The organism is Flavobacterium sp. 40-81 (assembly GCF_001898245.1).
In the GTDB taxonomy this organism is placed as follows: Bacteria; Bacteroidota; Bacteroidia; order Flavobacteriales; family Flavobacteriaceae; genus Flavobacterium; species Flavobacterium inviolabile.
This window is the reverse complement of record NZ_MKTM01000033.1, coordinates 129,790-154,917: the sequence shown is the minus strand read 5'-3', so window position 1 is coordinate 154,917 and position 25,128 is coordinate 129,790. Positions and strand designations below refer to the sequence as shown.

The window sequence follows — 25,128 nt, the reverse complement described above, 5'->3', positions numbered from 1 at the left end:
TTAATTTTCGTAAATGTAAGGGATTTCAAAAATAACTTTGGCTCCGACAATGTTGGTATGCTGATCCAGGATATTATCGGTTTGTACCAGGAAATCCTGGTTTTTGGTATAGCTGATCAGGCGTTCTTTGGTAATTGTCATTGCCAGTGATTTGTGGTTGGTTAATTTTTTGTCGGTTTCAAATCCTTTTCCGTTATCAGTGACTTCAAAGAATAATTTGGCTTCCTTAAGATAAAAATGAATGGCAATCATACCATTTTCGGACTTGTTGCTTAAACCGTGCTTGATGGCATTTTCGATGAAAGGCTGCGTTAGCATTGGCGGTAAAAAGATGGTTTCGGCATCAATAGCATCTTCGATAGAAATGGAAAAGCTGAATTTATTGTTGTATAAAAGTTGCTGGATCGCTAAATAATTCTGAGTCATTTCAACCTCTTCCGACAGCGAAATATAATTTTCGTTGGAGTTTTCAAGAATCTGGCGCGTCAGTTTTGAAAATTTACTCAGGTAATCTACTGCTTCCTTGTCTTGCTTATCCTGGATCAATCCCTGAATGTTATCGATAGAATTAAAAATAAAATGCGGATTCATCTGTGTAACCAACAGTTTCTGTTTGATCTGGTCTTTTTCGAGCAGCGTAATTGCTTGTTTTTGTTTGGTATTTCGGTAATAAAAATAGCCACCCAAAAGAAACAATAAAAGTACTCCCGAAAGTCCGATAAGCCAGTTGTTTTTAACTGCCGTTTTCTTTTCGCCCTCTAATTTGATTGCCGCTACTTTTTTGCCCTGAATTAATTTTTGGTTGAGCGCTTTTTTCTCAAAATTATATTGGAGCTGTTGTTGCGCCAATTTATTCCGGGATGTTTCCAGCGCCGATTTCTTTTCATTTTCCAGCTTGATGGCTGATAATTTATTTTGCTGTTCTAATTTAACTTCTGTCAATTTCTTTTGCTGCATTATTTTTTGCTGCAGTTCTTTTCTCTCGAAATCATATTTGAGCTGTTGTTGCGCCAGCTGGTTTTTTGAAGCTTCAACATTGCTCGAATCTTTTATAATGACCGATGCTTCGTGCATTTTAAGGGCTTTGTCATATTGTCCGCTTTCTTTGTAGATTTTATACAATAAGCTGCTCATGCCCGTTCTGGAGTTCAGATTTTTTAACTTTACTGCTAAGGCATAACACAATTCGCCATATTCTGCCGCTTTTTCATAATTTTTTGATTTGTAATAGATTCGGGCAGCATTGCCATATACGCCCTGTCTGGAAACGTCATCTTTACACAAAGCCAGTGCTTTCTCCAGAAAAGTTTGTGATTCTGCACTATTTCCCAAATCATTACTGGAACTGGCCAGCTGTACCAGCACTAAGGATTCTCCCTGCGGATCTTTGTTAGGCTTTATGGCGTCATAAGCTTTGAGGTAGCTTTTATGTGCTTCAGGAAACCTTTTAAGCCGTGTGTAGGCAACTCCTAAATTATTATTGGTGACAGCAATTTCATGCCGGTCGCCTATACTCAATTTTGAGGCAGGGACGTCATAATAAACCAGAGATTTTTTTAAGTAAACAATTGCTTTTTCCCAATCGTGTTGCGCTAAGCAGGTTGTTCCGATCTCCATGTTCACATATGATATCCCCATTTCGCTTTTGATGCTTTCATAATATTTAAGCGCTTCAAAAAAGTTTTCAAATGTTTTGGGCCAATCGGCCATCTTTCGATAGTAGGTACCTTTGCCAGTCATGGCCATGGCCATTTCTTTATGATTTTTGGATTCTTTCCAGTATTTTATGGCCTGATCAAAATGTTCCGGTGCTTTATCATTGCCGTCAATGATTTCTTTTTTGGCGGTATTGTAGTAATAAACTCCGGCAGCATTCAAATATTGTTGCTTTACTTTCTTATTAAGATTGCTTGATTTAAGTCCTTTCGAAAAAACAGGAAGCAATTGGTTGTAAAAAGCAATGTGCTGTTTGCTCCAGCCAACAGAGTTATCCATTGCCGTAAGAATAGTATTTATTCGTACCGTATCGCTGATTTTAGGATTGGCGAGAATGGTTTTTAAGGAATCAATAGTCTTATCCTGAGAATAACAAACTGAAGAAATAAATAAAAATACAATTACGGTGGCCAGCCAAGTAGTTTTAAACATAACAGAATTTTGGAGGTTATAAATTCGGGGCTAAATGTAAGTAATAAAAAAATAACTTTTTTAGAAATATACTGACAAATTCAATGTTTTAAAGTTAAGTTTTTTGGTATAAAATTTAAAGTAATACCGTTTCTTCCACTGTATAAATTCAATGGAGGTAAAAAATAAAATTACTGTTCGTGTGAAGTTTTGGAAAAGAGGAGTGAGGATATCCATTTAGCGCATTATGTGCAGTATGAGGCAATGATAATGGCTAATATGGGTGTGCTCATGTCATGTAATTATTTAACGGCAGTTATTCCGGTTTTTTATTGTTTGCTACTGTAAAAATATTTTTTGGCGCTACGAACTTTCATTATGATGTTACTAAATTGTTTCAAACAGCTACAAATATTCATTTATCCTTAGAATTGTGGGATTAAATTTTATCTTTAGCTCAAATAATAATAAAAATCTTATCTATTTAACATATCTACTGCAATGGACGCTAAAAAACAGGAACTAAAGAATACCATAGGCGAAGCCTATAGTCCCTACCTTGAAACCGGTAAAATTTATCATAAAGATGTGATCAAGAGTACTTATGGTTCTCAAAGCAGCGGCATATTTTATACAAAAAATGGTATAAAATATAATCATAACACAAATCTCCCTGCAAAAGAAAGAAAGGAACTAAATAAAGAGCTACGCGAATTAAGCAATAATATAAATGAGCTGCGCGGCATTGCCGACCTTGGAGAGCTTTATAACGACCTGCCTGGAAATACACAGGTACGGTTTACTTTTATTAAAGATGAGCCTGTAGCCATGCAGGTGTATGGCGTGCCCGAGCTTATTTCGGGGCTAAAGGAAGAACTCCTTGAAAATTCCATACAGGTTACGGATCAGGGCGCTTTTAAGAAAGCTGTGGGCATGGGTGCTTTTGTAAAGCAGGCAAACAAGATCAATATAGCGGGCGATTACAGTCTTGAATTTGAAAACAAAACGTTTTCGCTTAATTCTTTTTACGGGTTAGGAATGGACCTGCTGAACACCGCGTTAGACGAGCAGCTGCAACGCATCTGGTTTCGCCTGGAGCAAGATAAGCTTACCGTACAAACCGAACCGGCATTCCCCGAGCATGGGCTGCACCCTATTGAGGATGCCTCAGTAAACCTTGATCCGGCTTATGCCAAAAGGAAAGAAGCGATTACCGAAGCCATACGCCTGCGGCATGAGTTTTTCAGGTCGGTGGGTACATTGCATGACGAAATACTGTACCTGAACATTGGTGGTTTCCGTGACCACAACTGGCCGGGATATACTTCGGGAACAATTGCGGCAAAATTCCGTGTCATTTATACCGAAAATACAACCATTGTAATCACCGACGGTCTTTCGGATATTTATGCCAAAGAGCAACAGGATAAGGAATTGGTTTACAATGGAACAGGTGCGGAATACTATATTGAATTTGACAGCATAGTGCCATTCCGTAAAGTAAAAGACCATTACATGCTGGCTTTGCTGAACAGTGTAACGCAAGTGGCTTTGGGGCACGGTGAATTTAAAGGGCTGATAGAAAAATTTGAGTCGCTCACACTGCAGTTCAACAGCGACAATGTGGAGACATGGGTGATAAAGGATAATGATTCGAATGATGAGGCGTCTACATTTTTTAACAGCTCGCAGTATGATGCCAATGAGCCATTTGGGACGTTGTTAACAATGGGGTCGAAAAACCTGCCGAAAAGCATTGGACTGAACATTGAAAATATAGTACTGGTAAGCGTGAAGCCATTCGGGAAAGAGTGGTTTAGCAGCGATAAGCTTTCCCATCCTGATGAAGCTGTAAAAACAGCTGCCCGTATGGCTATGATAAAAGGCTTTGAGGAGGACGGATCGTTTAATACCATACCGGTTTCCTACCGATAACAATCTTAAGTATTTAAAACTATAAAAATAACCAAACATGAAAAAATTAGTAGTACTTCTTGCCGTACTTGGCGGCACAGCATTTTTACAGGCACAAACCATAGAATCCGGCAGCCGCAGCACGGCAGGTTATATTAAAAGCGATGGGACGATAGAGAACAGCAGCCATTCAACGGTGGGTTACATCAAGAGCAGCGGTACCATTGAAGACAAGAGTCACAACACGATAGGCTACATCAAAAGTGATGGCACCATTGAAAATAAAAGCCACTCTACCGTGGGCTATGTAAAAAAAGACGGTACAGTAGAGAACAGCAGCCATGGCACTATAGGCTATGTGAAGGACGACGGTACCGTGGAAAACTCCAGCCATGGCACTATTGGCCGTGCAAGCGGCGTAAAAAAAGAATGGGCAGCCGTAGCATTCTTCTTTTTTAAACTTTAGTTATCGGTAAAACATGAGTAAAGCAAAAATATGGGCTGAATCGTATTTTCAGCGGCTGGATAATATAATTGAGGAACTAAAAAAACACCCTTTAATTGACCATCTAAGCTATATCCGTTTCAAAGGGCTTTCGGATGAGGAGATAACGGCTATTGAGGCCGGACTTTCGGATGAGGTGTATTCCAATATGGATCAGGGCAGTGAAGTACCGTCATTTAAGATCGATGCATATATGAAGGCTTTTTATAACATCAGTAACGGACTGAACATTGCATGGGATTCGCACATCGTGCAGTCGTCCCTGGATAATAGCAGGGTAATTACCAACGCAGATCAGGATGATTTTGCAGTGGCCAATAATGACCTGTTGCAAGCGGAAGGATTCCTGTCATTGCTGCCCCTGAAGAACCTCATATCTTATGCTGATCTGGACATCTACGGAGACCCGCGGGAAACGAGACTTGGAAGAGAAATGAGCAACAGCGGCAGGCACTTTACCTATCTTGACTTTTACAATTTCTATTACGATACCTGTATCGCTCTTGATCCTAAGGGGAATACGCAAAACAATTTTCTTTATCCGGGTGAAGATCATAGCGCCTGTTACAACGACTATAAGGTTTCTGACTTTGTAATTTATATGGAAAACCTGCTGGCCAACTATTTTTCTGTGTTTTTGCGAAGCAATGCTTTCTACGATACAGATGCTGTTGCGGCCTTCCGGGATAATGATTATGAAGACATTGCAAAAAAAATAGCTTCGGAAAACCAATATACATCCATTGACGACGTACTAAAATACCATGTACAGGATGAGGAACTTCTTGAAAAATTTGGTGACCTTGACTTCCTGCAGGAAAAACCGGAAGCTATTTATGAAAAGATAGAAGAACTGCTGGATGTAACGCTGGAAGACGAATTATAGCAACAGTACCTGATTTTGAATTTAACGGAAGGTATTCAAAGTAACCGTTCCCTTAAGAAATGCAATCAGATAATTGAAGGCCCGGATCTATATGTTCCGGGCCTTAAAATTGTCACAATGATAAAAAAGATACCCAATGGAAACTACAGAAAAACCCTTTGAAATACGTTTTTATAAAGAGGCATTGTTTGACGAGGAACAGCTATTCATGGAAGTCAGCGCAGGCTGTCTGGGTGATGAGGTGAGTTGCCACGTTACACAGGATAACTATCAACAAACCAATAAGACCTCAGGAACGCCTTCCCTTAGCTGGGACATTCCCATAGGTTCTTCATTTTATGAAGTGATGAAAGAGGCTTTAACCGGATCTCCCGGCGAAGAACAGGAGTATTTAAAGTTCCACCTCACTATTCAATTCAGGACAGCCGATACCCCGAAAAGAATGTTGGAGGAAAAGCATACTGTCCGTATCAAAAACCCGCTGTCAGGAGTAAAAAGAGAAGCATGGCCGGAGTGGAATGAACCGCAGTTTGACCTGCCTGAAATGCTGGATAAAGCGCCGCAACAGGATGATTTCGTTATCAGCGTTTCCCCGCAATATACCGGGGGCGATAGTTGGGATTTCCTTGATGGTACGGGACATTTTGTAATAATGATCCTGACCGGCATAGCACTTAAAAAGTGTGACGTCACCGCGCAATTGATGCAGGAATGGCAAAAAGAAAAATTGACGGTAGCAGTAAACCCCATGGACAAAGCACATGAGATTACGGTTAACCTTTCTGCCAATCTACTCGATCAGATAAAGGATCTGGGTACCTTCAGCCACGGCGAAAACGAAAAATTTGATTACTTCTTTGAACTGGAAATAACCGACGCAGCGGATAAAAAACACAGGCGAAAGGTATCGGTACAATTGCCAAACCCGTATTATGAAGGGATACAATCCGAAAAACAGATCGCACGCGAAGCACTGGCCGAGGTGTTCCAAAGAAAATACGGTGAAGACATTGCCGAGCTGAAAATAGAAGGGCAGCCGGGCTGGTGGGCCTGGAGGAAAGACGATGAACGCTTTCAATATGGCTGGAAAGATGAGGTCATTGTATTGTACTGCTACTTTGGAGCCGTAGATTATGATGCTGACGAGGATAAGGTATGGGAAGCGATGTGTGAACTTACGGAATTTGCCGATGGTGCCGGGGATTTTGTGTATGTAGACAATTACTTCGTACTAAAATATGAATTCAGCCCCGAGTGGATGGACGCGGACGACCTTGAAAAGAAGCTTGACGAGTTTGAGGAATTCGCCGGTTCGGAAGAGCTAACGAAGTTTCTTGCAGCGTATGCGGAATAACGTTAAATTATATTGCAAACAGAGATTATGAAAAATATACAACTTGAAAAGCTCGATAAATATAAGGACAATCCAAATTATGAGCTTATTGACGGCAACATATACAAAGATATTGAAGAAGATCATTACGTTTTTGCCCTTAGCTACGAGCTTGAAGGCGAAGAAGACTCACAATACCCGCTGGAAGACATACTGGATAAATTCCTGCTGCATGTGTCCGATTTTATCGACGAGGACAGTTACTATACTAACAGGGAAGTTACCCTTGAACTGGGCGGTGGCCTCGATGATATTAAAGAGGCTATCGATTCGATCATCGGAAAGCGCGTATACAATGAAGAATATGTTGATAATGATGGCGTTACCCGTGTGAAACTGGTGATAGCATAAATACGATAGACTTACAGCTAAAAAATAAAACATGAGTTATAACGACGAACAATACATTGCGCATTACAACCTGAAACAGCAGGCTATTGAAAATATTCTGGGACCTTCGGCAGAAGTGATCGGTCATGCCACTATTCCCTTCAGGGTCATTGCAGGCATGACACTGGGATCTGTGGACATGCACTATTTCCCCAATCATCTGGAAGGAACCGGATTTACCACAATGGAACTTATCCGGACTGATGGTACCGGTCCAGTGCCCAATAAAAACGGAACCTATGAATTGATAGCTTTTACAAAGCAGCCGTTCAATGACATTAACCAGGATCCGCCAACTCCATTCAACATAATGGAAAGACGCATTTGCGAAAACTTTACACAAATCGCAGCTGCGGCACAGGAAAAGGCTTTTAATCCGTATGAGATATGCCAGATATCCGGAAACGACGGCAAGCCAAGATATATTATGTTTGATGTGTATGAGGAATTTGAGGTAGAAAACCACAAGCACCACTTGCTGCTTTGTATGGAGATATTCGAAGAAGAGCTGGCTACTGTAGCAAACTTTGGACATAAAGGATTTCTCGAAATGCTGAAAATGATAAAAATTTACCCTTACAGCGACCTGGACAGGAACTGGGTGGGCATTAAAAAATAATTCCTCTGAATTTTAAAAGATGAAAGAACTTATACTATCGCCATCAAAAAAGAAATCTAAAATAGAAGGTTTTCCCAGTCTAAAAAGCTGTATGACCAATATAAAGGGTTTTAACAAAGTGCTGCTGCCTATTGTAAGGCTCGACGGCGGTGTGGTTAACGAAAAATGGGAAGGCATTCCGTTTACCTTTATTGTCCAGAATGTGGATGTAAGCCGTATGGATTTCCAGCTGGTAGCCGGCAAATACCAGCTACTGGCTCCGCTTAAGCTGCGGAAACTGGAAGCATATGACGAATCGGATGTAAAACGCGAGTACCTGCAGACCACGGTAGACAAGATCGAAGAGATCAGTTACAGGCAGGTAGACCAATATAGTAACGACGGAGTGCTGCTGCAATCCGGGTCGTTTAGTTATAATCCCAACAAGCGTCTGGTATATGATTATGCTGAAATTAACGGGACGTCTATGCCGGTTACCAAGACGATACAGTATTATCTGGGCAATGGCGAGTGGCTGGACTCGGAACTATATACGTACCATTATGATGCCGCTGGCTTTTTGGAAAAAATTACCATGCACCAACCGGCACGGGAAATAAAGATGACTGAAAAAATACGGTATAAAAAGACCCGTAAGGGTTTCACGGCATACAAGGAACTGGCACCACACCTTCTTCCGGCAACAGATGAGAAACTTGGCGTTACCTACACAAAGGTACCTTTCTCCGCTGTCTTTAGAGAGGATGAAACCGATTGGAATGTTAACTTTAGTACAAATGGCTGGTATATTGGTGGTAAAAAAGACGAGAATTACAGTACCGATCAGGGAAGACTCATACACCTGCATGCATTTAACCATTTCTATGATCTGAATTCCGGATTCCTTGAATATACCTGTAATATTGAAAATCAAAAAGATATAGCTGTAAAAGTCAATGAAATCGATGGGTTTCCGGATACCATTGAATATACCTTCAGTTGCCCTGAGGCAAGCGACGAAGAGGTGTTGCAATATCCCGAAAAAAGCGATACAAAAGTTGTGATGCAATTGCAATGGGCGGGCAAATATACGTTTGAGCATCTGGGCCATGAGATACAGGTAACCAAAGAAAATCAGTATAGTACTGTACGTTTTACGCTTTCAGGACAATATACATTGCAACAAGCTGTAATGATGATACGGCTTCAAAGCTATTTGTGGTGGTATGATTTTGAACAGGATAAGATTTTCGACATGCTTATGAGTATGAACTGTGCTATTCCTATGGAGTTCAATTTTATATATACTAAAGTCGAAAATGGTATAGAGTGTGTTTTACAGGAGGTAGAAATTAAGGAAAACAGGACCGAAGGAAAACTGAGATTGGGCAAGCCGTACTGGCAACAGAGCAATGAAACCCCACGCGATCCAGACGGGCAAAAGATGGCATTTGTAGCGCAGCTGGACCACAGTAACATGTTCGGGACGCTGTACCTGTTCTATTCAGAAAAACACCAGCTTGTATCGCAGGTATTCCAGTGTACATAATGAATAAAAAACAATTCCTGTACAGCTCCAGGAGCTGTACAGGAATTGTTTTCCTGAAGCCCGGAATTGCAATGCAGAGAAGTTCCGGGAAACACCGCAATACATTCCTGTAGCGGTTATTAACGGAAAACCTTTGTTAATTTTGATTTTATAAAAAAACGCCCGTATTTAACGGGCGTTTCTATTGGTAGTTTTAATTTTGCTTTAGCAGGGCAATATCCTTGATGTGAAAAAGGCTTTCGTACTTGGAAGCTTCATGTCCCCATTCGTTCGGTCTGGAGAAGGTAAAAGAAATAGCATCAATGGAGATGTTGGTCCAATTGTCCGGACTGCTGAAGTCAAGATCCCTGTGTCCGTTAATGTGGTTGATCGTGAATACACCCACTTTTGTCTGGCCAAAAATGTCATCCGTCATCCGCACTACTTTTTTATGCATTTGACCCAGACTGTATAGGGCAAGCACCTCCATACCTTCCAGCTCAAACTCCACCTCGTGGTCATCCGAAAGGATCAGTTTCCGTTGCTCTGGCGTAAAGCTGATTTCGTCATCTTCGCCTTCTAATGCTATGCTGTCATTATAAATGCTCGGGTTGTTTTCCTCTTCGTATTCCGGTTCCTGTCTGCGTTCATTGTGGTACACTTCTATTTCCTGTGTAAGGGTAGGGTCGAACAAGTCTAATGTTTCCTTCACATCCACTTCTCCTTCAAGGAAAAAGGTGATACCATTTGCTTTCGCACTGGCAGGCGTTTCGCCACCCCATTCGGCCAATGCGGCAGGAACGTCCATATCCATGATGAAAAAGCCGAAAGAAACCTCGCCGTCGCCTTGCAGCGCACATGGAAATTCCTTTACGAATTCACCGTTGCGTTCTGTACGGCCACATTTTTCAACGTTGCTGATGTCAGTTCCCAATACAATCTTCTCTTCTACATTGTTTACGGTACGCTTGGCATAAAAAGTACCTTTCGTGCCCAGGATGGTCACGGCATCTTTACCGGCTTTCACATTTATAGTGGCCTTAATCATCGGGTCGAAATACGGCCATGGATTCTCAATCCATGTATATTCCAGTTTCACACCGGTGACACCCACCATGCTTTTAATCTTGTCAAAAAGTCCCATAATTATTTACAAAGTTTAATTTCTTTTCCGCTATCTGAATCTTCAAATTTTTTGTACAACTTACCGTCCACATATACTTCATATCCAGCCTTTACAGGTACTTTTATTTTTTCGCCTGCTTTGTATTTTGATGTTGAGGAAGAGCCCTCCGCACGCACGCGCACCTCGATCTCTTTCGTGCAGTTGTTTACCAGATACACGTCGAAGTAGCCGCCAACAGTTTCTATGACCACCGAGGTTTCTCTGGTCGCGGCAGTTACCGCTTGTGATACCATTACGGCCAGCAGTACTGTGGCTGAAATTTTTTTAAATGTGTTCATATTGCTTTGTTTTTTAAGGTTATAGACGGGGTTGTTTAAGTCAAAGGAACTAAAGTAATAATAAAAACTATTCCTACAACACTGCTACAAAAACTTATTCATTATTTCTTAATTTATTAAAAAGAATCATATCCCGTGTGCTATGGCTCTTGATGTAAAGATACTGTGCAAACAACGGCATGTTACCCTTTCAATAATTTCCTGCTCAGGAATGTCAGCAGTCAGGTTCTTTATTGCCGGATAGTTGCTGTAATCCCAATAGCTGGATATTCTGACAGCAAATTACCACTTAATGTGCAGCTTATATTTGTAAATGATTATTCGTTGGCGTTTATTGAAAGTTCGTGGTTAATTGTAATAAAATCGTCATGCTAGTCATCGGTAATGTAGTGTATTTCCAACTGTGTCCTTACACCGGTAGTACCCTCTTCGAGGATGACATTTTTTATCGTTACAGGTGCGGCAAGTCTTTCGGCGGTTATGTTTATAGCCCACGATTCCAAAATATGTTGTTGCTCACCCGGCTTTAACGGTCCGCCGGAGTCGCTTACCCCAATCAGTAGCTTGTTGTTTTTGAGCAGCAATTGTACGGTAACAGAATGTTGGCTGGTACCGGTCAATACTCTATTTACGGCATTGGCAAGCAATGGCTGTGTGAGCATAGGAGGGATGTAAATGGCTTCGGTATCGATGCCATCGTCGTCAACGGTAAAGCTAAAGCCACCTGGATGGAGCAGCTGCTGAACCGTGAGGTAGTTGGTTATCATGGCGATCTCTTCATCCAGCGAAATATAGTCGCTTGTACTGCTTTCCAGTATCTGGCGGGTCAGACGGGTGAATTTGGAAAGATAGGTAGCTGCCACCTCCGGCTTGTCTTCCCTGATGAGGTTTTGTATGCTTTCGATGGATGATGTTATAAAATGGGGACTCATTTGCGTGAGCAGCAATTGCTGGCGTAGCGTGGCGCTCTTTTTGGATAGCAGCAGGTTTTTCTTTTTGTTGAATCGGTACAGTACCAGTGTAACTGTAACCAGAAAAAGGGCTACAGCTATCGAAACGCCTATTTTTACGTTATTGCGGAAACTCACCTGTTCCTGTTTTACCCGTTGTAGTTCGCGCTGTTGTTTAAGGAGCTTGTTTTGCGTTTCTACCCTTCCGGTTTTAAAGTTAAAGGCCATCATATCTGCCGTACTTTTTTTCTGCGCGGTATTGTACTGTTCTTCGAGCGCTTCGTGTTCCTTCAGGTAACGGTAAGCCGTTTGAAAATTGTTCCTGGCAAAGTACATCTCACTAAGGCAAAAGGCGGCAACCGACAGCTGATCGTTGTTATTGGTGGCAGCGGCATCGTGGTACACTAGCTTTAACTGATGTTCTGCTTCTTTGTACTTTTTGTTGACGATGCACATTTTGCCATACTGTATGCGGCTATCGTTCACTTCCTTTTTGTCATACTTCAGCGCAGCCTGCAAAGCCATCTGGAAATAACGTTCAGCAATGGCAGCGTCATATACTGTCGTATAAGGCTCGATATAGCATTGCCCCAGCGAATTGTAAATGTTATCCAGGTTGTGTAGCTCGGGTATTCTTTGCGCCAGAACCAGCGCCTCTTTGAGCATAGGTATCGCCAGCGCGGTATTTATTTTCCGGTATACTTCTCCTTGTCGCCAAAGGGCCAGTTCCAGTAGTGTATCTTTTTTTAAAGGTCTTAAAGCCTTCACGGCACTGTCGGCATAGATCATGACGTTGATTACTATTCCACGCTTCCGCCAGCATGTTTCAAGGTTCATCAGGCCTTTGGCAATGGTTTCCTTATCGTCCTGTTTTTGGAGTACTTCCACACATTCTTCGCTAAGTTTTATCGCGGTTTCATAATTGGCGGTTTCAGTATACAGTGCCGAAAGGTTGTACAGGCTCTGACCTAGTTTTTTGTCGAGCTTGTGCATCCGGCAAAGGGCTATGGCTTTCTGAAACAGCGATTCGGCCTTTTCAAAATTTCCTTTTTCATGGTAGGTTGTACCCAAACGATTCAGGATGTCGATCTGTGCTTCAGGCGAAGTTTTCCCGTGATTATGCTGCGCAATCACTGCCTGCGGCAAAAGCAACAGGAAACAGGTAACGAAGTATAAGATACAGAATTGCTTCATGCAAGGTTGTTTTTTATTTTGTACGGAATCGGGAAACGGCTTACAGTGCCTTTTACAATGCCGTTATCGACTATGTTGGCTATTTCAATGACTCCCTGCATGGCATTGAGCCTTTCGGATGTAATTTTTGTAGCCATAGACCGATGTCCTTCTCGTGTTTTTCCGGTAAGCCCTTTTCCGTTATCTGTTACCTCAAAGTAAAGTTTGTTGCGCTTTTTGTAGAATCGGACCTGTATCCTGCCATTTGATTTTTTTCCGGCGATTCCGTGCTTTACAGCGTTTTCGATAAATGGCTGGGTGAGCATCGGGGGAATAAAGGTCGTTTCGGTGTCAATCCCATCTTCTGCGACGATTTCATAATCGAAATTATTATAGAGCAGTTGCTGTATAGCGAGGTAGTTGACCGTCATGTTGAATTCTTCTCTGAGACTGATGTATTGCAGCGAAGAGTTCTCCAGTATCTGGAGGGTAAGCTGTGAGAGTTTCGAAAGGTAATCGACAGCTTCATCATTTTTATCTTCGTAAATAAGGTTTTGTATGGTATCTACGGAGTTGAAGATAAAGTGCGGGTTCATTTGTGTAAGCAGTAATTGCTGCTTCAGTTCGTTATTTCTGTTGGCTGTGATGGCTCTTTTCTGTCTGAAGTAAAAATGGAGGAATACCAGAAGAGTGACCAACACGATAATGGTAAATATAAAACCGAGCAGGAATACGTTTTTCTTTACGTTCGCCTGTTGTGCCTCGACTTTTTGTATTTCGGCGGTAGCCTGGAGGAGGCTGTTTTGCAGTGCCAGCTGTTCGGTATCGAATTTTACCGAACGGGCTTCGGTATTGGTGAGCATTGCCTCGCTCATTAGTCCCATTTTGGCTTGTACGGCTTCTATTCTATAAGTATATGCCTGTTCATAGTTGCCCAGTTTCCCATATAATTCTGCCAGCAGCCGGTTAGCCAGAACATAATTTTCGCTTTCCTCGTTTAATGGCTTTAGGGCAATGCATTGTTCCAAAAAGGACTTCGCTTTTGGAATGTCGTTACAGGAAAGGTAAAGTTCCCCCAAATGTTTTAAAATACTCATCCGGATGTCCACATACCGATTTGTTTTTTCATGGGCCAGTGCCTCGCGGTAATACCGTTCTGCTTGCCGGGGATTGCCAAGCATGGCATGGCAAAAACCTAGCTTGTCCTTTATGTAGGCCTTTGTGTTATAAAAGCCTTTGCCGGATGTTACGGCAAGGGCTTCGGATAGTGGTTTTAATGCTGCGGCATATTTCTTTTGACGGATAAAAAAGTCGGCATAAAGTACCTTGGCCGTAGCAGTGTTTTCTTTTTGAGGCGCGTTTCTTCTGAGAATATTCAGCGCTTTATGGTGGTAATCGGCAGCTTTGGTGTAATCTTTTTTAAATCCGAAGAGCTGACCCATTACGCTATAGCAATATGCAATGCCAATGGAATCGTTAGACTGGCACATTCCTTCAAATGCTCTGGTGATATGATAAAAGGCTTCGTCATATTGCCGGGATCTTACATAGGCTTGTGCGGTGCAGTATGCCGACCTGTCCCGAAGCGGCCTGTTGGCGATCATAAAGGCGACATCCACATCAATTTGCGCCACGGCAGCCTTGTAGTTCTGTCCGGCTCTGCTGTAGGCATCGGCTACGTATTGTAACGAGTCGATGTGTTTATAATCCTGAGCATGAAGCAGGCTGCCCGCACCGAAAAGGCTGCAGTAAAACAGATATAGCCACTTGATTTTAAGGCTTTTCATTATTTCAGGCGTTCCTCGGCTTTTTTATGGCCCTGGCAATTACGGCCACACCCAGACAGTACTGTTTCATGGCAACAATGTTTTTATCAACATCGGCTATAACAATGGCTTGCGGCATATTGTAGTTTTACGGTTCCAATGAATAACCTCTTTCCTGAAGCTCTTCAACTTCTGCGTCGGTCATTGTGGCTCCTTTCTCTTTCAGTTGGGCAAAGAAGTCTTTATTGTTGTAATAGGCCATTCCCAGTATGCTTCTTTTGTTCAGACCTATAAAATCGTCACTCTCAACAACAAGGTTCAGGTCTGATCCGGCATCAATGAGCTTTTGGATAATAGTGGGGGATACTCCGTGTTTGTTTATTGTATACGCAAGTGCGCTCCATCCCAGGCTGTCTGTTTTATTAGCATCCGCACCACCATTAAGCAGCGATTCAACGATTCGTGCATAGATAGCTGTAGCGTTATGGCAGGCTTCTGCAATTACGGTAAGCGGTGTCTTGCCGTCTTTAGTCTCATTAAGGTCTACCAATCCGTTATTTGCCATAATGTCTACTATCCTGTCATAGCCCTTTTCGGGAAACCATGAATCTTCAAAATTAAGCGCCAGATAAATTGAGGGTGCATTATCCTTAGTAACCGCATTCATCAGTTCCTTTATTTCATTAAAATTCCGGTCGTCTATCGCTGATGTTAACTCATTATGCATTTGCTCACGCGATATAACAGCTGGAGGATTTCCGGTAGTAATTTTTTCTGCTGCCTGGTCGGTTGGTTTATTTTTTTTGAAAAAATTAAATAAGCTCATAATTGTAAATTTTGAATTAATTTGTTCTTGTATATCCTTTACCCAGTTTTTCGTTTATCAGTTTGTCGCGCTCTTTTTCGGCTTTTTGTACGGAATCCAATTCTTTTATATTTTTCTGTCCGGCAGTTCCTGTTTTTCCGTAGGTAATATTTAATGAGGCACCATCCTGTACAACCTGCCAGAACTTATCGCTTTTAGCATCTTTATAGTGTAGTAATACCGCTTCGCCTTGTGCAACGTTTATTTCAGGCTTATAATATGAGGAAAGGTTCCATGCTGCCGACTCATAGATCATCTTTTCCCGAAGGTGGTACAGGTATTCTACATCGGCAACTTCAAACTCCAGGGTGTACCGGTTCTTTTCAAGCTTCCTCTTGACAGGTTTTGATAGGATTACTTTGTTGGCAGCATCGATTACTTTCAAGGGTTCATTATCAAAGTGAACATAATACTGTCCATCCGACATTCCGCTGCTTGAAACTTTCCTGCCATATTGCAACGCAAGTTCCTCGTTGTGTTTTTGCCAATAGTCACGGTCATTTCTTTTTTTTCCTTCTTCAGGGGTGATTTCAAGCTTCACACCGTTATTATACTGATGCATTAAATCATATTCCTCCTTTCGCGGATGTTCCGTCACCAGTTTTTTCCATTCCTCTTTAGGAATCGGAAGTTTATTGAAATAAGGTCTTTCAATGTCCCCTGTTTCAAGCAGTATTTGCAAAGCAAAGTCTTTCGAACCGATATTGCTCCCCGCATCGGGGTGGTCTACGCGAACTTCGGCTATTACTTTGGTGTCTTTTATGCTCTTTATTGTGATCGTGTATAGTGTTGCCATTTTGTAATTATTTATATTGCTAAGGTATAAAAAGAACCTGTCCTACAGTTTCTTAATGAAAGTTCGGCGGGAGTAAATGTATATTCGGTTTTAAAAAATTACATTTCGTCCATACGGCGTAAAAACGCCTCACGTTGTTCGTTTTCCAGTTTTTCGTAGGTATCGGCTTTCGCTTCGTCCTGCGGTACACCCTCACCATAGCGATACATCAGGCCAAGGGTTTCTGTAGCCCGTACATTTCCAAGCTGCGAAGCTTTATCGTACCAGTTTACCGCTTTTTCCATATCCTGTGGCATATTGTTTCCGGTGGCATAAAAAGTACCCATATTGTAGCATGCCCTGTCGCTGCCAGCATTGGCTGCTTTCAGGTTCCAGTCTGTAGCTGTTTCTGAATCTATTTCGGTCCCGATGCCGGTGGCGTAATATACATACAGTTCAAACATAGCATCGGCGTTGCCCAATGCAGCGGCTTTTTGGTGGTAGTTCAGGGATAATGCATAATCCGAAGGCAGCCAGAATTCGCCATTGTAATACAGCAATCCCAGTTCGTACAGCGCAGGACTATAGCCTTTCTCGCCAAGTTTTTTATAGATGTCGACATATATCCCGAGGGTTTCCTCCCCAAAGAAAGGTGCCGATTTCATCGACTCAAAATAGTATTTTGTATCGCTGAATAGTTGTTCGTTGGTGTATTTATCAAAAGCATCATTGCTGATTACCGCTTTCAGTTCGTCGTGATCAATATGTTCCATGTTTTTTGATTTAGGTACTAAGGTCATAAACATACAATTTTTTCTCCATAGCGCTGCCTGATAATCGCCCGGGGAGGATAAGGCTTTGGGGCTAATAATAGTAACAGGAGATAATAAAAGTAAAAAGCCCGGCAGGTAACCACCTTACGGGCTTTTTAATTTTCTGTAAAAACGATTACTTTAACGCTTCGAAATTTTTCTGCAGTTTGTTGTATTCTTTTCTGTCAGATGGGGAAGCTACCAGCGCTTCAACCTTTGGAAGCTGTACTTCAGCATCTGCTTTACGCTTGTGGTAAACCAGGAAGTCACCGTAGTTCCAGTTGTTAAGGAAATAGGATTTAATAGCAATGCTTTCTTTGTAATTGGCGTCAGCATTGGTCAGGTCTTTATTCATAAGGTAGCAAGAAGCCAGCTGATCATGCAGGAACGCTTTGTCGGTATCATCCCATTGCTCGTTAAGTGCATTCTTATACACATCGATGGCGTCCTGGTATTTGCCTTTCATAATAAGCTTTCCGGCATTATTGATATAAGGTGTTGTTCTGCTGCTGGTTTCAGGAAATGACGAATTGTCTGAAGAAGCAGAATCAGCCACACCTATCTCTCCGTTAAAAACAGAATTCTTCAGGTAGTTAACCAGTTTTTGGTCAGAGTCGGTTTCATCAAAGAAATTCTGTAGCGGCTTGTAGTTTCCTTCGTTAAGCGGTACACTAACAAGAGTTGAATTGCTAAGCTTGTCATAAAGCGGATCGATAAGCTTATTGCCGGAAATATTCATTTCAGCAAATATTTTTCTCAACAAATCCAGTACCGCGATAAGGTGGGCTTTTTGCTCGGCATTTACCTGATCGTTAAAGGGAATTACAAATGCTTCTCCCAAAGTCCTTAAGGCAGCATTGATTTCGCCCGCATCAAATTTTTCCTTTGCTTCAATCAGTTTTTCCGGTGCTTTCTTCATGTTCTTTTTTGCAGAAAATAGCGAATAAATAATGAAGAGTGCGACGGCACCTCCTCCGATGTAAAAATAATTCATAATTTTTGGATTTAAGTCAGATGGTTAATTAGATGGTTTTTAAACGTCATCAGGTTAAAACGATGAACCTCACAAAAATAGAATTATTATTTATATAACCAAATGCTTACAAAAAAAATCATAAAAATTTCACATTAAGGAAAGGTTTAAAGAAACAGACAGGAAAAAAGCCTTCACCGGGTTCTTTGGGTGTACTTTCGGGATAAGCGGTGCCAAAGGAAAATACCCGACCAGCAGAAAACGCACGTTAGTCTTGTATATCAGCTATTTTACGTTTTGTAAAACAAATTTTTTACTTTAAAGGACAGGATGCTGCAAAAGTAGGCTACCTTGAAGGATATGAGAAAAGCGATTCATGACAACTGATGGAAAAATACAGCCTATTGCCACGCGTTCTCCAAAAAATGAACAATCCGTAAAACATTTGTTATTAGTAAGTTTATATGTTTGATATTTTGGGATTTGCAGGTAGCATGCAACAAAGGTATAGGAATTTGATACCAACAATATAAATGGTAATAATGTGCATATAGTACTAGATGTTATATGGAAAGATGTGGCCGGGATTAGCGACAATTTATAATCACCTGATCAAGCCCTGCAAGAATCCTGTTTAAAAAGATTATCGGTTAAGCCATCTGATGGCTTCCTTTACACAGGGATCATTGGAAAGATCAGAAAAGTTCTCACTATCATCTACATATTTGTCCGGTCGTACCGTTTCGCGGTATATTTTTTTATGTTTGTCGGCAATCCTGGCCACAGATAAAAGGAAATAAAACTCTTTATTATGGAAGACAAAACCATTGGTAGCATTCGCTAATCCGGCAGTGTTGGTTCCAAAAGATCTGGTATTGCTTTTCTGTGAAAAGACCAGCGCCACTCCTTCACCCGAACTGGCAGTTCCCGGACCAATCAAAACGGCTACCTTTACATTCGATAGTGGGTTCATTTTCATTTTGATTTCAGCTTGCGGCTTGTCGTCAATTACAAAATCACCATTTGTAAAACCTGCTTTATCTGTTGCTTTTCCATTCCTGTCTACATAGTATGTATAAATACCATCATCAAAAAACATGGACAATCCGGCAAGCATTGGCCTAATATTGCCTCCGCCGTTCATTCTCAAGTCAATTATCCATCCTTTAGGGTTTTTCTTGTTGAGGTTGTTTACCGCATCATAGATCCAATTTGCATATTTATCAATATCCTGTTGCTTACCAGCCCCCAATGTTGGGATACTGATGTAGGCGATACCGTCAATTATCCTATTGTCTATGCGGAGACCGCGTTTCCAGCCAGCTTTTAGAGAGTCGCTATATCTTGCCAGTAGGGTTGGATTATCAAGCCTAAATGAAGTGCCTTCAGGTGAAAAGTAATTCGCATGTTTATCTCCAAGGGCAATAAATGCTATTTTTAGGATTTCAAATGCCTGTGTTTTAGACCTTGCTTCTTTTGCTTTTTGATAAATTTGACCTTCCACTTTTTTCCAATTGACATTTTTAGAATAAAGTGAGTTTTCCTTTAGAACAAAAAGTGCGCTGTCGATATAAGTTTTTACCGAGTCCGATTGTGCGGAAACTGTCGTGGCTATGAAAAAAAGAATAAAAAAAAGAATATTGTTTTTCATAAAACTTTAATTATTTCTATTGGATAAAAGTTAATCCTTTAATAAATAGATAGTTCGGTAAATGTATGTTAATAGTCTTTTGTAGGCAAGTCCAATTTAATATTTAAGTTCACCAGCCTGTAGATTAAGTTGAAGGGTAGTGCTGAGGTCTTAAGATAATAATAGACTAATTCAGATGAAAACCAGGATCATCTGGTTTAGACCTCTTTGCGTATTATTATTTCGGTAATAGTAATTGTTGATAGTAACTAGGCGCTATTTAAAATGATTTTAAGTGTTTTTTTACCTAAATTGTTGGTCAACTGAATAATGTCTGGCTGGGTTTCGTTTAATAAGATAATTGAAGGAAATAGGCAGGAGCAAAACAAAAAGGAGTAAAGATGGGGAGTGAAAAAGAAAAAATAGAGAATATTTCATTACAGCTTAAGCTGGATGAACAAGAGGAGTTGAAGAGTATCTTGTCCCATGCGGCAGAATTATCCGGTAGTGCAATAGCACGAATCAAGTGTGTAGATAAATTTATCATTGGGATGGACATGAGATTGGGGGATGGTATCCCGATAAGTGATCTGGAACATTTTTTTTGTGATTATGTCGTAGCCGAAAACAAAAAGGTTTTAATAGAGGATGTTGTAAAGGAGGCGCACTTTGCGGACATGCTACCAAGGCTTTCGGATAAAGATTTGAGATTCCTTTTTGGGATACCTGTTTTTTTGAACAAAGAAATGGTAATCGGTACTTTATGTCTATTTGATAGAGAGCCTAAGATTATTACAGATTTGCAGCAGAAGACATTAGGTATGTTGGCCCGTCAAATTGAGCTTGTCATTGAAGTAGGGACAAACAAGAGGAATCTACTGAATGAGATGCAGGAAAAGGAGGCCAGAACATATTCATTGATGAAAATAGCGCAACTCCAATCCCATCAGATAAGAAGGCCATTAACCACTATAATGGGGCTCGTAAATCTTATAAAAGAAGATATTCATCCCATTGATGCCGATTGGATCAACATGTTCGAGATATCGACCAATGATTTTGACAAGACAATACATACGATAGTAGGGGAATCAATGGCAAGTAAGGACCTGAAAGCCATTCGTTTCAATAAAATGGTCGAAGAAATAGATGATTACGCAATCCTTATCCTTGATAGAGATGGATATATTGAAAATTGGAATAAAGGTGCCGAACGAATAAAGGGATATAGGTTTGATGAAATAGTAGGTCAGCATTTCAGTGTGTTTTATACAGATGAAGGAAAAAAGAGAAGGCGTCCTGAACAATTGATAAAGGAGGCGGTAGAACAAGGGGTGGCCCGGAATGAGGGATGGAGAATAAGAAAGGGAGGGACTAGATTTTGGGGAAGTATAGTGCTGACCTCAATACATGATAATAATGGAGATGTAATAGGTTTTACAAAGGTTACCAGAGATCTCACAGAGATAACACAGATAAGAGATTCGTTAATTGCCTCTGAAGAGTTATATAATATGATGGTCGAGAAAACCCGTTCGCTGGCCCGTATTGGTGGCTGGGAACTTGATGTTGCCAATAATTCATTATCATGGACATCGATAACCAAGGAGATTCATGGTGTAGGGATGGATTATATACCTGAGTTGACCAATGCTATCAGTTTTTATAAAAAAGGAGAAAGTAGGGATAAAATTATGCGGGCCGTACAGCTTGCCATAGAAAAAGGGAAGCCTTGGGATCTTGAACTGCAAATTGTGACGATTCAGGGGAATGAAATCTGGGTAAGAGCTACCGGTCGGTCTAATTACAAAGATGGAATATGTACCAAGGTATATGGAACCTTCCAGGATATAAATGCATCAAAGGGAAATTAGTATATCTGAATTGTTATATTTAGATATATTATGTTGTTTTTTACAACTACAGCCAATAGTTAAATGGTAATTGAATATATTTATTGTTATTAAAAGTGTTCGAGATGAAATGGACTAAATATGTTTTGCTAATGGTTTTTGTAGGGAACCTTTTATCCTGTTCTTCTGTCATCAAAAACCCGAAGATCGCTGCCCTACAGGAAAATTACTGTGCACCAAACATCCAATATACCGAGGATGTGATGTCGGAACCAAACAGTATTAAAGATATATCTGTTGGCCAGAAGTTGTCTGAACATGACTATACTTTGGCATCTCATCTTGGATTATTGCCCTTGCTGTCCCAATTTTCCCATAGTAGTTCTTCACTCGAAAAATTACAGGCCAAGCAAAAAATTACCGATAAAATCATTCTTTTCCAAACAGAAATAAATGCCTTAGCAGCGGAGCTAGACTGTAACGGCGAGCGGTTTGACCAGCTTGCCAGGGTTTTAGATTCCAGGAACAGTAAAAAGAACACCCAGCTCACTGTGGCTTCAATTGCGTTGGGAGCTGCAATTACCCTATCAACAGCACTGATCAAAAACGATGGACTGAGTAATGGAATCAACATTGGCGGAGGAGTCGCCGGTACAGGATTGGGTTTTTTGCTGTTGAACCCCAAAGGTAAAAAGATCGAGTTGAAAACACACAGAAACCTTATCAGGAATGTATGGACGGAAAGTAATATAGATAATGCATTTCCTCCCTCCGTGTGGCGTGTCATGAGTGATAAATCTTTCAGTAACGATGGAAAACTATCGCTTATTCAGACTTTGAAAAAGAGGTGGCTATTGTTTGCATTCGATAACGATATCGATTCGCGTGAGGAAGAGCTTTACTTTGGAAAAGGAGGCTATTTTTTGTCAGATGATATTCATCTGATGTCTGATATGAACAATGAGCTGCAGGCCAGTGTAAGAACCGTACAACAGGATCTACTAAGCCTTACATCTTCAGTAAATCGTTGGTAAACTATTGTGTAAGCTCCCCGTCATATGTCATTGTCTTTAGGGATAAATGATAGAATACGATGGAGGCGTCAATGTGATCTCCCGAATTTGATGGACTAACTATTGACTATAACCACAGGTGATGGTAGTATCAGCAGTACTGTAAGTCTGGTGTAGGAATAGCTATTTGAAAGAACAATCTTGTTGAAGAATAGGTTGTATTCAAAATAAGGAACACTTTTAGTGGATACACATCAGGCATATAAAACTAAGGACATCTTCCAATTTTGAAGGAAGTATATCCCTGGTTACGGATAAATAATTATTACCTACGGGTGAGACTACATTTCACCGTATTTTTCACGGTAGCGTTTGAGTTCATCTTCCGTTTTTTCTAATAGTTTACCCAAAAGTTGGATTTTGTCCTCATAGAGGCTTTTGATGGTATCGCTATCTGAATTAATCATGATGCTACCATTGTTGTTGCCCTTAATGTTGTTGAAGCTATTAAAGTATTTTTGCGAGTCAAAATTTATGATGTCTTCAATTTTGACGCCAAGTACACGGGCAATTTCAAGCAACTTTACATAAGTTAGTACAGTTGCCCCATTTTCAATCTTACTATATCCGGCCTGTGTTATTCCTAGTTGATCTGCCATATATTCTTGGGTAAAATTCTTTAATTCCCTGATATTCTTAATTTTTTCGCTTAAAGATGATGCCATTTGTATGAGAATTAATTATTACTATCAGTTATATTGTATAACTACAAATGTAGTTCTAAAACAGATATAATCTATAATATTGAAAAAAATACAAGCACTTTTATGTTTTTTTAACTAATTGATTGATTTGTTTGGAATTTGTGTTAGATAAAATCATTTTGATTGGTCCGTTAGAGGTGAAGGTGTTAAAATAGTTTGAATACAACACTTTATATATGGGAGAATACCTGACTATGGACAGTAATACTGTTTTTTTAAAGTATAAAAAATGGGAGTGGGCCTATAGATTGGAGGAAATCAGTGATTTGGGGCTACAGAAAAAACGGAAATTGTACTCTTTACCCGATATTGCTGTTGCCTTTGTGACAGCACTATCAATATACCTTATGACCAATACAAATATTGAAGAAGTGTACTATGTTGTTCCCCTGGTTATTTTCTATGCTTTCATTGTTTTGTTGAAATGTAGGCATGCCGATAAGTTTATTTATTATTTGGTAGTGAAAACCAATAATGGGGTGGTAAGAAAAATTAAGATAGATCCCCTTGACAGACAGGATATCAATAGAGAGGTCGTGGAGTTTCTCTCTCTGAAATTTGAAAGAGATATAAAGCGAATAAAATAATAGCTATAGGTGCAACAGTTGTCATTTTTTGATTTGGTATTCTTTGTTATCGCGATAGTCTATGGCTATAGGATAAGTATGCGGAAACAAGGTAAGGACCGGGATGATCCGGAAAACTGATCCTGTTTTGGAATATCCGGACAGAGGTAAAAAATAATCTGACCGGAATTCCAGTTTGTTCAACATTGTTTTGTTAACTACATATCCAGTCATAATCGATTAGATGAATAAGCCCGTCCGTCTGGATATCTGGATGATGGGTACTGAGGAACTTTCCCTGTTCGTTTTCACTTATACATATTTTTTCCTTGGGTTCCCATTGCGACCTTTCGTAGTCCCATTGGATTGTCCTTGCAATATAGTCGCAATTTTCAATGAGCTGAATAGCCTCCTGTTTTGTAATCTTGAAGGCTTTTGTTGCGCCTTCACGTTGTTTTACATGAACTGCGTAATGTGTAATAGCGCCATTAATGTCTTTCCATAGGCCGGAGATGTTGAGTTGTAGCATAGTATGATGATATGGGTTATGGTACAAAGATATGTGATAAAAAAAAAATGTTTGTATCGAACAATATGACTTCCATCTATGAGAAAGAAGGATAAAGAGCCTGCGAACCAGATCAAGAGCTTATTTGGAAAGGTAGATAAGGGCATGGGATAGTTTTATGTTCCATCAATGAACCATTGGGTAGCCACTAAATCCCTATAGATATGAAAAAAAGATTAGTAATTATTATCGATGACGATCCTATATTACGTTTTACTCTCCGTAAAATGTTGATTGGTCTTCCCGCTTGGAATCTGAATGTGATTGGTTTTGAGAACGGGGTACAGGCCATGGATTACTTTCAGTTAAACAAGGATAGTCCGACACAATTACCGGATATACTGTTTGTAGACATCAATATGCCAGTAATGTCCGGCTGGGAGCTTATGGACGAAATAAAACGGAGCGGTACATGTATTATCAATCACATCCCGGTTTTTATTTTGAGTTCCTCAACAAGTCTACTGGATCGGGAAAGAATTAAGGAATACCCATTTATCAATGGTTATCTGGTCAAGCCCCTTAAGAAGGCAGAGCTATTGGTCCTTATTGATTCCCATCTGTCCGATGACAGATAATCTTAATGGCAGCCCTATGTTATGATGGGGCTGTTTA

23 protein-coding genes are annotated in these 25,128 nt (G+C 40.5%); 11 read left to right on the top strand and 12 right to left on the bottom strand.

Translation table 11 applies throughout. From position 1 onward, the window contains the following. Positions 1-2,148 carry a tetratricopeptide repeat-containing sensor histidine kinase gene (locus tag BGO42_RS13860; protein ID WP_273244769.1) on the bottom strand — a complete coding sequence of 716 codons (2,148 nt, stop codon included), beginning with the start codon at positions 2,146-2,148 and terminating at the stop codon, positions 1-3. 480 nt (positions 2,149-2,628) lie between these two features. Between BGO42_RS13860 and BGO42_RS13855 the strand changes: the two genes are divergently transcribed. From BGO42_RS13855 to BGO42_RS13825, 7 genes are all read left to right on the top strand, one after another. Further along, positions 2,629-4,062, top strand: a complete 1,434-nt coding sequence (locus BGO42_RS13855; RefSeq protein WP_273244771.1) for a hypothetical protein — start codon at positions 2,629-2,631, stop codon at positions 4,060-4,062. Between the two features lie 37 nt (positions 4,063-4,099). Next, positions 4,100-4,507 carry a 5-fold beta-flower protein gene (locus BGO42_RS13850; protein WP_177733965.1) on the top strand — a complete coding sequence of 136 codons (408 nt, stop codon included), beginning with the start codon at positions 4,100-4,102 and terminating at the stop codon, positions 4,505-4,507. Positions 4,508-4,520: 13 nt separating this feature from the next. Beyond that, entirely contained in the window at positions 4,521-5,432 is a 912-nt protein-coding gene (locus tag BGO42_RS13845) for a hypothetical protein (RefSeq protein WP_273244774.1), read from the top strand. Between the two features lie 136 nt (positions 5,433-5,568). Next, positions 5,569-6,786 carry a hypothetical protein gene (locus BGO42_RS13840; protein ID WP_273244776.1) on the top strand — a complete coding sequence of 406 codons (1,218 nt, stop codon included), beginning with the start codon at positions 5,569-5,571 and terminating at the stop codon, positions 6,784-6,786. Positions 6,787-6,813: 27 nt separating this feature from the next. Next, positions 6,814-7,176 (top strand): hypothetical protein, encoded by a 363-nt coding sequence (locus tag BGO42_RS13835; protein WP_273244778.1) that lies wholly within the window; start codon positions 6,814-6,816, stop codon positions 7,174-7,176. 31 nt (positions 7,177-7,207) lie between these two features. Then, positions 7,208-7,834, top strand: a complete 627-nt coding sequence (locus tag BGO42_RS13830) for a hypothetical protein (RefSeq protein ID WP_273244780.1) — start codon at positions 7,208-7,210, stop codon at positions 7,832-7,834. A gap of 19 nt (positions 7,835-7,853) precedes the next feature. Beyond that, positions 7,854-9,362, top strand: coding sequence for a hypothetical protein (locus BGO42_RS13825; protein WP_273244781.1), 1,509 nt, complete (start codon positions 7,854-7,856; stop codon positions 9,360-9,362). Between the two features lie 193 nt (positions 9,363-9,555). Here BGO42_RS13825 and BGO42_RS13820 read toward each other — a convergent pair whose 3' ends face one another. From BGO42_RS13820 to BGO42_RS13780, 9 genes are all read right to left on the bottom strand, one after another. After that, positions 9,556-10,485 (bottom strand): hypothetical protein, encoded by a 930-nt coding sequence (locus BGO42_RS13820; protein ID WP_177733976.1) that lies wholly within the window; start codon positions 10,483-10,485, stop codon positions 9,556-9,558. 2 nt (positions 10,486-10,487) lie between these two features. After that, complete coding sequence (locus tag BGO42_RS13815) at positions 10,488-10,805, bottom strand: hypothetical protein (protein ID WP_273244784.1); 318 nt, start codon at positions 10,803-10,805, stop codon at positions 10,488-10,490. A 371-nt stretch (positions 10,806-11,176) separates the two neighbouring features. Further along, positions 11,177-12,949, bottom strand: a complete 1,773-nt coding sequence (locus BGO42_RS13810) for a histidine kinase (RefSeq protein ID WP_273244786.1) — start codon at positions 12,947-12,949, stop codon at positions 11,177-11,179. Then, positions 12,946-14,715 (bottom strand): tetratricopeptide repeat-containing sensor histidine kinase, encoded by a 1,770-nt coding sequence (locus BGO42_RS13805; RefSeq protein ID WP_273244788.1) that lies wholly within the window; start codon positions 14,713-14,715, stop codon positions 12,946-12,948. The genes BGO42_RS13810 and BGO42_RS13805 overlap by 4 nt, the downstream gene beginning before the upstream one ends. Before the next feature lie 127 nt (positions 14,716-14,842). Further along, positions 14,843-15,520 carry a hypothetical protein gene (locus BGO42_RS13800; RefSeq protein ID WP_177733984.1) on the bottom strand — a complete coding sequence of 226 codons (678 nt, stop codon included), beginning with the start codon at positions 15,518-15,520 and terminating at the stop codon, positions 14,843-14,845. Between the two features lie 16 nt (positions 15,521-15,536). Then, complete coding sequence (locus tag BGO42_RS13795) at positions 15,537-16,355, bottom strand: WGR domain-containing protein (RefSeq protein ID WP_273244791.1); 819 nt, start codon at positions 16,353-16,355, stop codon at positions 15,537-15,539. 98 nt (positions 16,356-16,453) lie between these two features. Beyond that, positions 16,454-17,134, bottom strand: coding sequence for a tetratricopeptide repeat protein (locus tag BGO42_RS13790; protein ID WP_286749420.1), 681 nt, complete (start codon positions 17,132-17,134; stop codon positions 16,454-16,456). A 148-nt stretch (positions 17,135-17,282) separates the two neighbouring features. Then, positions 17,283-18,140: a tetratricopeptide repeat protein gene (locus BGO42_RS13785; protein WP_273244795.1), complete on the bottom strand. Its 858-nt coding sequence runs from the start codon at positions 18,138-18,140 to the stop codon at positions 17,283-17,285. 622 nt (positions 18,141-18,762) lie between these two features. Next, the gene (locus tag BGO42_RS13780; RefSeq protein WP_273244797.1) at positions 18,763-19,770 is read right to left on the bottom strand and encodes a S41 family peptidase; all 1,008 of its coding nucleotides are present in this window, start codon (positions 19,768-19,770) and stop codon (positions 18,763-18,765) included. A gap of 380 nt (positions 19,771-20,150) precedes the next feature. Between BGO42_RS13780 and BGO42_RS13775 the strand changes: the two genes are divergently transcribed. Continuing rightward, entirely contained in the window at positions 20,151-21,623 is a 1,473-nt protein-coding gene (locus BGO42_RS13775) for a GAF and PAS domain-containing protein (protein WP_273244799.1), read from the top strand. 104 nt (positions 21,624-21,727) lie between these two features. Continuing rightward, a complete protein-coding gene (locus BGO42_RS13770) occupies positions 21,728-22,636 on the top strand; it encodes a hypothetical protein (protein ID WP_273244801.1) in 909 nt (302 codons plus the stop codon). Positions 22,637-22,956: 320 nt separating this feature from the next. Here the strand turns inward: BGO42_RS13770 and BGO42_RS13765 are convergent, their stop codons facing one another. Then, on the bottom strand, positions 22,957-23,340 hold the full coding sequence (locus BGO42_RS13765; RefSeq protein WP_273244803.1) for a helix-turn-helix transcriptional regulator: 384 nt from the start codon (positions 23,338-23,340) through the stop codon (positions 22,957-22,959). Positions 23,341-23,555: 215 nt separating this feature from the next. Between BGO42_RS13765 and BGO42_RS13760 the strand changes: the two genes are divergently transcribed. Further along, positions 23,556-23,966 carry a hypothetical protein gene (locus BGO42_RS13760; protein WP_273244805.1) on the top strand — a complete coding sequence of 137 codons (411 nt, stop codon included), beginning with the start codon at positions 23,556-23,558 and terminating at the stop codon, positions 23,964-23,966. A gap of 193 nt (positions 23,967-24,159) precedes the next feature. Here the strand turns inward: BGO42_RS13760 and BGO42_RS13755 are convergent, their stop codons facing one another. Beyond that, entirely contained in the window at positions 24,160-24,474 is a 315-nt protein-coding gene (locus BGO42_RS13755; RefSeq protein ID WP_273244807.1) for a hypothetical protein, read from the bottom strand. Positions 24,475-24,677: 203 nt separating this feature from the next. On the opposite strand from BGO42_RS13755, the gene BGO42_RS13750 reads away from it, so the two are divergent. After that, on the top strand, positions 24,678-25,091 hold the full coding sequence (locus BGO42_RS13750; protein ID WP_273244809.1) for a response regulator: 414 nt from the start codon (positions 24,678-24,680) through the stop codon (positions 25,089-25,091). Positions 25,092-25,128: the final 37 nt, after the last annotated feature.